The sequence below is a fragment of the Bradyrhizobium genosp. L genome (genome assembly GCF_015624485.1).
In the GTDB taxonomy this organism is placed as follows: Bacteria; Pseudomonadota; Alphaproteobacteria; order Rhizobiales; family Xanthobacteraceae; genus Bradyrhizobium.
Map to the genome: position 1 here is coordinate 4,790,343 of NZ_CP061378.1, position 13,287 is coordinate 4,803,629.

The following is a 13,287-nucleotide window of genomic DNA, read 5'->3' on the forward strand; positions in this document are numbered from 1 at the left end:
CGGCAATCTTTTTTTGATGACGGGATGAACCGCAGCACGAATCGCGCGACATCGATCTGCGAGAAGACGACACTGCAACTGCGCGTCATTCGCAACACGTTCAGTGGCTCGTGTGCGAACTTGGCGTGGGCTCATAAAGTCCCGCCTCTGAGAGAATGTGAGTGTATCACCCGCAAGCGTCACCAATACTCAGCGTCGTCCTGGCGAAAGCCCGGCTTTCGCCAGGACGACGGCGTGGAGAGGCCGCGCGCCAAGATCCGTCGCCGTCATCCCCGGGGTGCGGCGCGCCGTACAACAACGCGACTCGCTGATCACCGGGCGTATGTCCACGCGCCTTCGGGCAAAACGCCCTACGACATCGCAGGACGGCTTCCGCGCGCTGATGCTATGGAGTCGGCTTGCTGAACCGGCGCGTCGCGAGAACCGGCATGCGCTTGATGTCCCGTCTTCAAGACCGTCGACCCAGGAACCCCGCGATGCCCCGAAGCCCGTGCACGCCGGCAATCGGAGCTGCGATCGTCGGCCTCGGCCTGTTTGCTGCGACCGGCCTGCTCGCCGAGAACCGCAAATACGATCCCGGCGCAAGCGACGCCGAGATCAAGATCGGGCAGACGATGCCCTATAGCGGCCCGGCGTCGGCCTTCTCCGTCATCGGCAAGGTGCAGGCAGCCTATTTCCGGATGATCAACGACCGCGGCGGCATCAACGGCCGCCGGCTGAACCTGATCTCCTATGACGATGCCGCGACGCCGGCCAAGACGGTCGAGCAGGTCCGCAAGCTGGTCGAGCGCGACGAGGTGCTGTTCACGTTCCAGGGCGTCGGCAACGCCCCCAGCATCGCCGTGCAGAAATACCTCAACGACCACCATATCCCTCAGCTCTTTGCCGGTGGCCGCGCCACGCGGTTCGAGGATCCGGTCAACTTTCCCTGGACCATGGGATTCGCGCCGAACCTGCGGACCGAGATCCGGGTCTATGCGCGCTTCATCCTCAACAATCACCCGAACGCCAGGATCGGCCTGCTCTACCAGAATGACGAGAGCGGCAAGGAATATCTCGCGGGGCTGACGGAGGCGCTCGGCGCGCAGGCGCCGGCCATGCTCGCCTCCGAAGCCCCCTATGACATGATGGACCCGACCATCGACTCGCAAATGGTCCGGCTCAAGGCCGCCGGGGTCGACGTACTGATCGACATGGCCGCGCCGAAATTCGCCGCCCAGGCCATCCGCAAGGCTGCCGAGCTCGGCTGGCAACCACTGCACCTGCTCGGCGTCGGCTCGTCCTCGATCGACGCCGTGTTGGCACCGGCGGGAGTCGAGAATGCCAGGGGATTGATCTCGGCGAGCTCGTTCAAGGAGGCCGGCGACCCTAGCTGGGCTGACGATGCCGGCATGAAGCGATGGCGCGCATTCATGGACGCGTATTATCCGGAGGGCGACCGCAAGAGCCTGTTCACGGTCTACGGCTACAGCGCGGCCGAGCTGCTGGTGCAGGTGCTGCAACAATGCGGCGACGACGTCTCCCGCGACAACATCATGCGCCAAGCTGCCGGCCTCAAGAACGTAAGGCTCGACCTGCTGCTGCCCGATCTGACCATCAACACCAGCCGCACCGACTATCGCGTGATCAAGCAGTTCCGCATGATGCGCTTCACCGGCGAACGCTGGGAACCGTTCGGGCCGATCGTCACCGACTAGAGCATTTTCGAGCGAAGTGGATACCCGTTCGCGTGAAGAAGACGTGTGGCTATCACGCGGGCGATCGTGCGAAGCGTGATGCGCACTCGCATGTTTCGATCATGTCAGCTTCGTGGCCGCAGCAACTCTGGTCACGCTGTTGATAAATTTATCCAGCAATATGCACGCGTATACGCGTCACGATCTCAACAGCCGCGCGAGCATCCGTTCAAAACTTCATAAACGGTTACTTGACAGACATCTTCAGACATCGCAGTTTTAGGTTGAATAGCCCACGAATGATTTTGCTTTGCTTGTTGGATTTTGCAGACAACAACGTGGAGCACTCGTATGACGGCTATTCCTCCCGCCAGTGGCGTTACCATCCACGATGGCGACACGATGGATGTCAGCGGCGGTATTTCCGTCGATAGCACGACGATCCTGACTGGCGGCTTGCAGACGGTCGGCGGAAGTTCCACGACGAGCACGGCGACCCACACCGTCATCGACGGCGGAGAGCAGGACGTCGTGTTTGACGGCGTCGCCAGTTATACGAGCATCAACTCGGGTGGCATCCAGCGTGTAACCGGCGAATTTGTCCACGAAGGTCCGAACCCCGGCGAAGTCGATCACGCCACGATCAACAGCGGCGGCGAGCAGGACATCGACACCGGCATCGCAACGACGACGACCGTCAATTCCGGCGGTGTCCAGAACGTGACCAATGGCGGTAGCGCCAGCGGCACGACTGTCAATACCGGCGGTATTCTCAAGGTTTCGGGTGAAACCGTGGAAACGGCGCCGGTGTATCCGCCGCCGGTGATCCAGAGCGTCGCGACAGCTGCAACCATCAACTACCAGGGCGAATTTGACGTCACCGGCGGGGGGACCGCGGTAAACACGATCGTCTATGGCGGCACCATGATCGTATCAGGATCGATCCCGGATCCGTTCGCCAACGTCCCGGGCCAGCCAGCCGTCGACGCCAGCACGGCAACCGGCACCACCCTCGAAAGCGGCGGAACCCTGACGGTATCGAACGGAGCATTGGTATCCGGCACAATCGTGCAGGAGTTCAGCACGTTGAATGTCGATGCAGGCGGCACTGCGACCGGAACGACCATCAATGGTTACGCGACGATGGAACTGTCAGCCGGCGCGACGGCGAGTGGCACGACCGTCAATCAATATGGCACTTTGATCGTGCTTGGTAACGCCGATTTTTCGGGGACGACGTTCAACGCTGGCAGCGCTCTCGAGATCGGCGGCGGCACGATTGAAAGCGGATTTACTGTCGCGAACAGCTCGGCGCTCTACGTTTTGGACGGCGGTGTCCTCAATAACGGTGTCGTCGCTGCAGGCGGAACGCTGGTCGCTGAAGCAGGCGCGACCCTGTCAAATACGACCTTCGACAGCGGCGCGACGTTCATCATCGACTACGGCTACACGGAAGACGGCTTCACTGTCTCCGACGGCGTGCTGTTCAAGCTGGACGGCGGCACAGCCAACAACACGACGATATCCGCGGGTGGCAAAGAGCTCGTAGGCGGCGACTTCGGCGACGGAGGCTTTGCCACCAACACCGTTATCAATGACGGCGGCGAACAGGATGTCGGGCTGATCGCCACCGCGAGCTACACCACGATCAACATGGGTGGCGTTCAGCGGGTCAACGGCCTCTATATCCACGACGAGCCAGGTCCAGGGCAGGCAGATCACACCACCGTCAATAATGGCGGCGAGCAAGACGTCGATACCGGCATCGCAACCTCAACCACCGTCAATGCCGGCGGCGTTCAGAATGTCACCGATGGGGGCAAAGCCAGCGACACCATCGTTGAATCGGGCGGTGTCATCAATGCTTCGGGAGAGATTCTCTATTATTCGCCCGGGGCCCATTACGAGGGCGTGATCAGAAGCCAAGTCAATTCAGCCATCGTCGGCAGCGGCGGCCAATTGCACCTGTCGGGGGCGGCGACCGCCAACAACGCCACCATCGATGGTGGACTGATGACGGTTTCGGGATCGATTGCGGATTCCACCGGCGACCCGGACGTACCTCCGGTCGACGCCAGCGCGGCGAGCGGAACAATCCTCAATTCAGGAAGCCTCTCCGTCTCGGACGGCGGCATCATTACCTCTACGACTATGAACGGTGGCACGCTTGACGTGCTCGATCAGGGCACCGCGAACGCGTCGACGATCGATCATGGCGCCACGGAACTCGTCGAGGCGGGGGGCATTGCCGGCGCGACCACGATCGCCGGTGGCACGCTCGATCTCAAGGCGGGAGCGGTTTCCGACGACGCGATCACCTTCTCCGGCCAAGGCACACTCAAGATCGAGCAGGAACTGGCTTCGGGCTCATCGACCTTTGCAAGCCAGATCAAGGGCATTGCGCTCGGCGACCAGATCGATCTGTCCGGGCTGTCCTATGCAAGCGGCGCAACGGCGACGATATCCGGCTCGACACTCACGGTCAGCAACGGCGCGGCCAGCGAGACCTTCAACCTGGCGGATACATCGGTCACGGGTTTCAGCATCGCGAAAGACAGTTCCGGCGGCATTCTGCTGACGGCCGCGGCGGGACCGACCATCGCTGGAGCCGTGTCGGGACAAACGACCAGCAATGAAGCTGCGATCAATCCATTTGCGACCGTCACGATCACGGATCCAAACGCAGCAGCAATGGATAGTCTCATCATCACGCTGGCAGGCGCGGCTGGCATCCTGTCCGGGACAGGATTGACCGCGCTTGGCAACGGGACCTACGAATTGGCGGCGACCAGCGCTGCCAACCTGACCGCCGAGTTGCACGACCTCACCTTCGTGGCCTCGCCGCACGGAGACGGCAGCGCAACGACCACGTTTACCCTGAGCGACACAAGCAGCGACGGCTTGACCGTCAGCGACGCCACCACCTCCGTGATCGACACCCATCAATCCGGTCCCACTGAAATCGACGGCCCGGCATCCGGCTATGCGACCATCGAGGGCACGGCGGGTAACGACATCATCCACGCCTATGGCCTGTTCAATACCATCCACGGCAATGGCGGCAACGACACGATCTACGCCGGAACATACGGTACGGTTGACGTGTCGGGTGGCGACAGCACCGTCGATCTGCAAGGGATCGTCAACCACGTCACCGGTGGTGACGGCAACAACACGGTGACGGGATCGACCGGCGCCACCACGATTGCGCTCGGCAATGGCAACAATACCATCGACGCCGGCGGATATGGCAACATCGTCAAGCTGGGCAACGGCAACGATGTTGTCCACCCCGGTGACGGCGCGAGCCAGGTCACGGCCGGCAACGGCAACGACCACGTGACGCTCTCCGGATATGGCAACACGGTCACGCTTGGTAGTGGCGACGACGTCGTCACCGGCGGAGATGGCACCAACAGTGTCACGCTCGGCGACGGCAACAGCACCGTGAATCTCGGCGGGACGGGAAACCAGATCACCGTCGGCTCGGGAACAAACACGATCATGGCCGGCAGCGGCGTGGACAGCGTCGTTGCCGGCGCGGGCCACGATACGATCACGCTTGGCGGAAACGCCAATCACGTAACGCTCGACGGATCCCAGGCAAGTGTGACAAACCAGATCGGCCAGGACGTCATTACGGTCAATGGCGGATCGGACCAGTTCAACTTTTCCGGGTTCGGCAATCAGGCCATCATCAACGGCACGGCCCATGTCGACATCAGCGATCACAGCACGGGTCTGACCGTCTCGATCAACTCCAGCAACCAGATCGATACGATCTCCGGATTTGGTAACGACTCGCTCGGCGTCGTCGATCTTGCGAACGGCGTGGGCAATTACCACTCCGTCACCGACATCATGAGCGCGCTCACGAGCGATGGGCATGGCGGGACCCTGCTCGCCCTGGGGAGTGCGCCTGGCGCGGGATCTGTCGATTTCGTCGATACCGCGATCAGCCAGTTGCACGCATCGAACTTTTTGATCGTGTAAGTGAAGGGTTGCTAGACTCACCCATCAAGCAGCTTGTTCAACTGTCGTCCCTGCGAAAGCAGGGACCCATAACCACCGAACATTATTGTGACGCAACGCTGGAACGATGAGTCCCGTTCACCGCGTCCGCCGCGGAGTATGGGTCCCTGCTTTCGCAGGGGCGACAGTGGGTCTGCTGCGCAGCCAATGCACCATTTCGGAATATTGGAAAATAGCCCTGAGTTGCCCGACGTGTCAAGTGGCGTGTCGAACGTCCGCAGCCCCAGGCGCCTTTGCATGGGGTTGTTTTCAATGTTTTGGCAGAGCCCCTACTTCGGGTGCCACCAGCGCCCGCCGATCACGACGCCTTCGGAGACGATCTTGCGATTCCCCGTCAGGTGCTCGCCGACCACGTCGACATAGTCGAACTGCCCTTCCCTGACCGTGAGCAACGTGGCGTCGCCGACGCTGCCCGGCTTCAGGCTGCCAAGCTCGGGGCGGCGCAGCGCCATCGCGGCGTTGACGGTCGATGCTGCGATCACATCCGGCAGCGACATCCCCATGCAGAGGAATTTCGACATCGTCGTCACCTGGTCGAAGGCAGGTCCCTCGATGCAGAGCTGGTGGATGTCGGACGAGATCGTGTCCGGGTAGAAGCCGTTGGCGAGCATCGCGCGCGCCGTCTTGAACGCGAACGAGCCCTTGCCGTGGCCGATGTCGAACAGCACGCCGCGCTCGCGCGCTTCCAGCACCACCTTCTTCACCGTGCCCTGTGCGGTCGCCGGCGTATTGGGGAACGGTCGGAATGCATGCGTCAGCACGTCGCCGGGGCGAAGCCGCGCCAGCACCTCCTCATAGCTCGGCGGCGGATGGTCGATATGCGCCATCAGCGGCATGCCGACCTGCTCCGCCACTTCGAGCGCGATCTCGAGCGGCACCAGGCCCGAGGTCCCCGAGGCGAACAGGCCGACCCGCACCTTGATGCCGACGATCAGGTCGCGGTTCTCGTCCGCGACACGCGCGGCGTCGATCGGATTCATCAGCCGCAGTTCCTCGCTCTCGCCGACCATCACGCGGTCGGAGAAGCCGAAGATGCCGGCATGCGAGACGTGCAGATAGGCCAGGATGCGGACCTGGCTCGGCTCGATCACATGCTTGCGGAAGCCGGCGAAGTTGCCGGGGCCGGCACTGCCGGTATCGACCGAGGTGGTGACACCGGAGGCGCGGCAGAATTCCTCCGCGTCGATGCCGAGCGAGGTGCCGCCCCAATAGACATGGGTGTGCAGGTCGATGATCCCCGGCGTGACGATCAATCCGGAGACGTCGCGGACCTCGGTCGCGGCATCGGCCTTCAGTCCCTGGCCGACCGCGGCGACCTTGCCGCCCGCGAATGCGACATCCGTCACGGCATCGAGCTTCTGCGACGGGTCGATCACCCGTCCGCCGCGTAGAATCAGATCGAAAGGCATCGTCATCTCCGGATTCGCCCGACGCCGCACGATGGTCGACTTCGCCGGCGTTCGCAACCTTTGACGGCATGGCGTTGCCGCTCAGCGGAGCAACGTCTCCAGTGAAGTTGCCGCGGGCGCGGCGCTGTCCTCGTGATCGGCCGACGCGACGATGGCAGCGACGGCGGGATTCTTCGCCGCCTCCAGCGCGGCAATGGAGTCGCGGGCCCAGAGGTAGGACGACTGGAAAATCTCCCGATGGTGGACGAAATCCGTCACGTCGATGCCGAACGGCGTGGGCGGCCGCATCACCACGTCCGACGGCGTGGTCGGCAAGGTATCGTAGCGCTGATGCGCGACCAGGCTGCGCCACAGCACGTTGATGGCGCTCGGCGCTGCGGGAAGCGCCTTCCTGCCGAACGGCAGCAGCATCGCCGCAAGCAGCTCCAGCCGCCCGGGCAGCGCGGCATAGTCGACGTCGAACATCTCGGTGGCCGGCTCACCGAAATGAACCACCAGGTTGGGGCCGCTCTTCAGCTGCTGCATCGGCGCCAGCGGCACGTTGTCGACCAGGCATCCGTCGACCAGCATCACCCCCTCCCTTGTGTAGAACGGCGGCAGCAGCCCGGGGATCGCGCTCGATGCGCGCACCGCCTGCCACAGCAGGCCGGTACGGATCAATTCGAGACTGTGGGTCGACAGATTGGTCGCGACTGCCGCGAACGGCCGCCAGCAATCCTCGATCCGGCAATGCCGGCCGTATTGATCGGCGAGCGCGGCGTCGAAGGCCTTGTGATCCAGCAGCGCGTAGCGCGGCCAGGTCGGACGGCGGAAGCTGCGGCTGGCGACGAAGATCTCATGGGTGCCGCGTTCGAGGTGCTCGGCATCGTAGTTCTTGGCAAAGCCTGCCGCCATCGCCGAGCCGACGCTGGTGCCGACGAAGATGTCGAAGGTCACGCCGCGCTCGCGAAACGCCTTGTGGATCCCGACATGCGCCGTGCCCTGGCTGCCGCCACCGCCGGCGACAAATCCGATGGCGCGGCCGCAGAGGAAGCGGACCAGGCTGTCGATGTCGATCTGATCCTCGAGCGCGACATGATGGTGCATGAAGCACGGCAGCCGCGCCAGCCACGCCGCGGTGCCGCTGACCTCGTGGCTGCGATGATCGTGCACGCGAACCAGGCGTCGCGCCGAGACGGGATGGACCGTACAGGCGAAGCTTTCGATCTCCGTCTGCTCCGTCGCGGGAGCATCGCCGCGGCAGACCAACACAACGAGATCGGCCTGCCTGATCGCCTTGCGTGCCCATTCGGAGGCCTCGCGACCACCGAAATAGACCACCAGCGGCGCGTTGTATTCGAGCTGGTTGAGCCAGTCGGAGATCTCGGACGCATCCAGTGCGCGCCCCGGAAACATCGACTGGAGGCGTGCGAGATCGACGATCTCGGCACCGACCGCAACCAGGGCTTGGCGCAGCCGCGGCTCAAACCCCGCAGGCACCGGCTCGTGGCCGCCATCGATCAGGGCGACGGTTCGGGCCTTGGGCGACGCCCGGACCGGAACGAGGCGCGCGGATTCGCGGGCAAACCGCTGTGCAAGGGCTGCGAGCAACGCATCGACGATGGCCGGTGCTTCCTGCACCAGCGTCGCATACGCCGCGCGCGTCAACACCAGCACGCTGGTGTCGCGGATGGCAATCACATTGGCAGTGCGCGGGATGTTGGCAAAGAAACCGATCTCGCCGACCAGTTCGCCGGCGCGGAGCTCGGATATCGGCTCGGCTTGATCGCTCCGGAACACGGACAGCGCACCATGCAGCACCAGGTACAATGCATCCGCGGACGCTCCCTGCTCGACCAGCAGCTGGCCGCGCACAAGGTCCTGCCGGGTCATTGCCGCAATGGCCCTCAGCCGCTGTTCCGCGCTGAGCGTCTTGAACAGCGCAAAGTTGTCAGACACGTTTGCCCACGCAAATGTCGCGGTCGTCGCCGGCGCAGGCGGTACCCTGTTCGATTGCATGGGCTGATGTTAGCGCCGGGCAGCCGCGCTCGCGAGCAATATCAGAAGCCGCGCGGGACCGTCGCAGCGGGAGCACTTTAGAAGCACTGCAACACAACCTGAAGCTCATTCCACCAATTCCGGCCACGGCACGATGGTCGACTTCACCGTCTTCATCGCCATCGCATCCGCGACCGCCTGTCCGACGCCCTCTTCGGTGAATGGATAGATCGTCTGCATGTCGAGCCAGGGATATTTGTCACGGGTGCGATAGAGCATGTCGACGCCGAGCGGCAGGTCGTTGCCGGTGAAGCCCCAGGAACCGAGCACGTTGAGATCCTTGGTGCAGATGCGGTGCCACGACGTGTTGATCGAGCCGGCATCGGTGAACTGGCCCATTTCGACATAGGTGCCGCCGTCGCGCAGCATCTCGATGCCCTCGGGGCCGGCCGTCGGATGGCCCGAGCAATCCATCACCAGATCGGCGCCAAAGCCGCCGACGATGTCGCGCACCGCCTTGATGCGCTGCTCGGGCGTCTTGAGCTGCTCGATGTCGACGGTCGCCTCGGCGCCGAACTTGCGCGCCAGCGCCAGCCGCGGCGTCTCCGGCGCGCCGACGCAGATCACGCGCCCTGCTCCCATCTCCTGGGCGGCTGCAACCGCGAGGATGCCGATCGGGCCGGAGCCCTGGATCACCACGGTGTCGCCCCAGGTGAACCCGCCGGCCCGGGTGGCGCGGTTGAAAGCGCGGATGCAGGAGGTCAGGGGCTCCGACAGCGCGCCCAGTCTGAGCGACATGTCGTCGGGCAGTTTGTAGATCTTGGTGCCCGGCAGCATGTCGAGATCGACATAGACGTATTCGGCCCAGCCGCCCCACATGTGCGGCGCCTTGTCGAAACCGAGATAGCGGCCGTAATAGACCGGCGTCAGGCATTTGTTGGCGCTTTGCGGATAGTGAATGCAGTAGTAGCAGCGGCCGCACGGCATCAAGGGCGGGATCATCACCTTGGAGCCGACCTTGAGCGGCTTGCTCATGAAATCCTCGGTGAATTCCGCGCCGCATTCGACGATCACGCCGCCGAGCTCATGGCCGAGCGTGAACGGCCACGGCAACGGCTTCGGCCAGTGACCCTTCAGGATATGCAGATCGGTGCCGCAGACGCCGCAGGCCCCGACCTTGATCAGCGCGCCTTTCTTGCCGACCTTCGGCCACGGCACGGTGCGGATCACGGGCTTTGCGCCGGGTCCCTCATGGGTGCATACGCGGATCTGCTGCATCGGTGTTTCCTCGCTGTTGTTATCGTTGGTCACGACGATCATGTGCCGCTCGCGACAAGCTAGGTGAAGCCAACCGGGATGCCAATGTGACCTGCGACATGACGGACGTGCGCGACCGATTGACAGAGTGGGTCCATCACTCCAGCCTGCGACGCAATGCCAGGTAACGGAATCAAGCTGCAGCCCGGGTCTGAGCGGATCGTTGCGGACGACGGCACGGACCCGCTGGATGGTCGCGTGCAATGGGCGCCCGCAAAATCGCTCTGGCTCGGCAGCATGACCGCCATCGCGATCATCTTCGGGCCGCTCACGTTCTCCGGAAGCGCATTCGCGCTGTTCATCGTGACCAGCGGCATCACGTTGTGCTTCGGCCATTCGGTCGGCATGCACCGGCGATTGATCCATGCAAGCTTCGACTGTCCGCTGTGGCTGGAACGGCTCTGCGTCTATCTCGGTACGCTGGTCGGCATGGCCGGGCCCTACGGCATGGTGCGGCTGCACGATTTCCGCGACTGGGCGCAGCGCCAGGCGGCGTGCCACGATTACTCCTGTCACCGCGCCGGCTTCTGGCGCGACGCCTGGTGGCAGCTGCACTGCACGCTTGTGCTGAAGCACCCGCCGATATTCCGGCTCGAGCCGCGGCTCGCGAGCGACCGCTTCTATGCCTTCGTCGAGCGGACCTGGATGTGGCAGCAACTGCCCTGGGCCCTGCTGTTCTTTGTTCTGGGATCGTGGAGCTGGCTGGTCTGGGGCATATGCGTGCGAACAAGCGTCTGCGTCACCGGGCACTGGCTGATCGGCCATTGTTCGCATCGCAAGGGCGGGCAGAGCTGGATCATCGACGGCGTCGCGGCCCAGGGCTACAATGTCGGCATCGCCGGGCTGATCAGCATGGGCGAGAGCTGGCACAACAACCATCATGCCTATCCGAACTCCGCGAAACTCGGATTGTTGCCGGGCCAGATCGATCTCGGCTGGTGGCTGATCAAGGTGTTCGAGGCCCTTGGCCTCGCAACCAACATCAAGACGCCCGACAACCTCGCGCCAAGGCCCGGACTGCGCCGCGTCGACGGCGTGGGTGACGCCGACGCACCGAGACGGATCGGCCGTGCCCTGTTCCCGTGATACAACCACGGCGTACGCAACCGAGAGGCCCCTGCCTGTACTTGATGCACGCCACTGTAACGTCCCGTTAACCCTATGAGCCGTAGGGTCGTCGGGGCTCCGAATGGACGGTGGTCGGGTTGTCGTGATGTCGTTCGCACAGAAAAAAACTACCGTCGTCCCCGTGGCTGAGGAACGGCGGCGCTTTCAGCGCGTCAAGGTCCATCTGCTCGGCCGCTACATGCTGCCCGACCGGCGCGAGTTTCCCTGCCAGATTATCAATATGTCCCCGGGCGGCCTCGCTCTGCTGGCGCCCGGCATCGGCAATGTCGGCGATCGCGTGATCGCCTATCTCGACCATATCGGCCGGGTCGAGGGCCGCATCACCCGGATCATCGACAACGGCTTTGCAATGACGATCGGCGCCACCGCGCGCAAGCGCGACAAGCTCGCCGCACAGCTCACCTGGCTCGCCAACCGCGACATCCTCAATTTGCCCGAGGATCGCCGCCACGACCGTATCGTGCCGCGCAACCCGATCGCGCTGCTCACCCAGGAAGACGGCACGCGGATGACCTGCCGGATCATCGACCTTTCGCTGTCCGGCGCCGCCATCGCGGCCGAGAACCGCCCGCCGCTGAAATCGCTTGTCATGCTCGGCAGGGTGCAGTCACGCGTGGTGCGAAACCTCGAGGAAGGCTTTGCGCTGGAGTTCGTCCACGAGCAGGCCGCGGAAACGCTCGAAGAGAGCGTTACCGCGAGGTAAAGCGTTCGGCGCCTCAAAACCCTGATTTTCGCTCTCGAAGGCGGCCTCCGGCATCCCGGACGCCGTCTTCGACGCGTTTGGGCGGCAGCGTTTCGCAGTTAACGGCGGGAATGATTGCTGCAGCAAACCGCGATATTCCGAGGCATTCCGCGTTAATGCATAAAATTTGAATCAATTGCAGTTGTTTCAAATTTTACGAGAGTTTGAATCAAGTATTCGTCGAATTCGCCGCAGCTTTTACCAGTATTCGCGTCAAATCGACTTTGCTGACTTAGCGGCGATGCAAATCCTCTGTGCGAAACATGGTCCCAACAAGAAGAACGGGGGCCAACAATGTTTGGGATCAGGGGACAGGGGAAAGCTGTGGCGGTTGCCGCCCTGCTGCTTTCGACTGGCGTGTCGGCCAAGGCCGGCGAGATCGTCTACGCCAGCCTCGGCGACGTTGCACGTGCGCCGATCGGCTGGGTCGAATTCTGCGCCGAGAGTCCGGGCGAATGCCGCGGCGGCGCGACACAACCACGCGACATCGTGTTGTCGCAGACCGCCTGGCGCGACCTGGTACGCGTCAACAAGTGGGTCAATGAGACGGTCAAGCCGATGACCGACATGGACCATTGGGGCGTGATCGAGAAATGGTCGTTGCCGACCGACGGCTACGGCGACTGCGAGGACTACGTGCTCCTGAAGCGCAAGATGCTGATGGATGCCGGCTGGCCCCGCGAGGCGCTGTTGATCACGGTCGTCCGCGACAAGAAGGGCGAAGGCCACGCGGTGCTGACGGTGAAGACCGACAAGGGCGAGTTCGTGCTCGACAATCAGAACGAGAGCATCGTCGCCTGGACGGAGACCGGCTACCGCTTCGTCAAGCGGCAATCGCAGAGCGATCCCAATGTCTGGGTCTCGCTCGGCGACAACCGCCCGGCCGTCGCCACGGCAAGCTCACGCTAACGCAAAACAAGGATTGAGTTCGCGACCCGGTCACATCCCCACCCCTCCCCGTCCCAGACCGGTTCGCGCGCGGCCAGGCTTCCCCCAAAGCCTGGCC

At 63.4% G+C, this 13,287-nt stretch carries 8 protein-coding genes; 5 read left to right on the forward strand and 3 right to left on the reverse strand.

The window, feature by feature from the left end; translation table 11 throughout:
• Positions 1-476 precede the first annotated feature (476 nt).
• Together IC762_RS22825 and IC762_RS22830 are read left to right on the forward strand one after the other, a co-directional pair.
• On the forward strand, positions 477-1,697 hold the full coding sequence (locus IC762_RS22825; protein ID WP_195784467.1) for an ABC transporter substrate-binding protein: 1,221 nt from the start codon (positions 477-479) through the stop codon (positions 1,695-1,697).
• Positions 1,698-2,027: 330 nt separating this feature from the next.
• Entirely contained in the window at positions 2,028-5,669 is a 3,642-nt protein-coding gene (locus IC762_RS22830; RefSeq protein ID WP_195784468.1) for an AIDA repeat-containing protein, read from the forward strand.
• A 308-nt stretch (positions 5,670-5,977) separates the two neighbouring features.
• Here the strand turns inward: IC762_RS22830 and IC762_RS22835 are convergent, their stop codons facing one another.
• The 3 genes from IC762_RS22835 to IC762_RS22845 all read right to left on the reverse strand — a co-directional run bounded on the left by IC762_RS22835 (position 5,978) and on the right by IC762_RS22845 (position 10,372).
• The gene (locus IC762_RS22835; protein WP_195784469.1) at positions 5,978-7,117 is read right to left on the reverse strand and encodes an amidohydrolase/deacetylase family metallohydrolase; all 1,140 of its coding nucleotides are present in this window, start codon (positions 7,115-7,117) and stop codon (positions 5,978-5,980) included.
• An 81-nt stretch (positions 7,118-7,198) separates the two neighbouring features.
• Positions 7,199-9,055 carry a patatin-like phospholipase family protein gene (locus IC762_RS22840; protein WP_246801172.1) on the reverse strand — a complete coding sequence of 619 codons (1,857 nt, stop codon included), beginning with the start codon at positions 9,053-9,055 and terminating at the stop codon, positions 7,199-7,201.
• Between the two features lie 165 nt (positions 9,056-9,220).
• Positions 9,221-10,372 carry a zinc-binding dehydrogenase gene (locus tag IC762_RS22845; RefSeq protein ID WP_195790244.1) on the reverse strand — a complete coding sequence of 384 codons (1,152 nt, stop codon included), beginning with the start codon at positions 10,370-10,372 and terminating at the stop codon, positions 9,221-9,223.
• Between the two features lie 156 nt (positions 10,373-10,528).
• Here IC762_RS22845 and IC762_RS22850 point away from each other — a divergent pair, with 156 nt between their 5' ends.
• The 3 genes from IC762_RS22850 to IC762_RS22860 all read left to right on the forward strand — a co-directional run bounded on the left by IC762_RS22850 (position 10,529) and on the right by IC762_RS22860 (position 13,190).
• Positions 10,529-11,497, forward strand: a complete 969-nt coding sequence (locus IC762_RS22850) for an acyl-CoA desaturase (RefSeq protein WP_210338387.1) — start codon at positions 10,529-10,531, stop codon at positions 11,495-11,497.
• Between the two features lie 127 nt (positions 11,498-11,624).
• Positions 11,625-12,242, forward strand: coding sequence for a PilZ domain-containing protein (locus tag IC762_RS22855; RefSeq protein WP_195784471.1), 618 nt, complete (start codon positions 11,625-11,627; stop codon positions 12,240-12,242).
• A 333-nt stretch (positions 12,243-12,575) separates the two neighbouring features.
• A complete protein-coding gene (locus IC762_RS22860; protein WP_195784472.1) occupies positions 12,576-13,190 on the forward strand; it encodes a transglutaminase-like cysteine peptidase in 615 nt (204 codons plus the stop codon).
• Positions 13,191-13,287 lie beyond the last annotated feature (97 nt).

Excerpts from the sequence above, each read along its gene's own strand:
- IC762_RS22830 (WP_195784468.1), top strand. The coding sequence starts at position 2,028 with ATGACGGCTATTCCTCCCGCCAGTGGCGTTACCATCCACGATGGCGAC.
- IC762_RS22850 (WP_210338387.1), top strand. The coding sequence starts at position 10,529 with ATGCCAGGTAACGGAATCAAGCTGCAGCCCGGGTCTGAGCGGATCGTT.
- IC762_RS22860 (WP_195784472.1), top strand. The coding sequence starts at position 12,576 with ATGTTTGGGATCAGGGGACAGGGGAAAGCTGTGGCGGTTGCCGCCCTG.
- IC762_RS22825 (WP_195784467.1), top strand. The coding sequence starts at position 477 with ATGCCCCGAAGCCCGTGCACGCCGGCAATCGGAGCTGCGATCGTCGGC.
- IC762_RS22855 (WP_195784471.1), top strand. The coding sequence starts at position 11,625 with ATGTCGTTCGCACAGAAAAAAACTACCGTCGTCCCCGTGGCTGAGGAA.
- IC762_RS22835 (WP_195784469.1), bottom strand. The coding sequence starts at position 7,117 with ATGCCTTTCGATCTGATTCTACGCGGCGGACGGGTGATCGACCCGTCG.
- IC762_RS22845 (WP_195790244.1), bottom strand. The coding sequence starts at position 10,372 with ATGCAGCAGATCCGCGTATGCACCCATGAGGGACCCGGCGCAAAGCCC.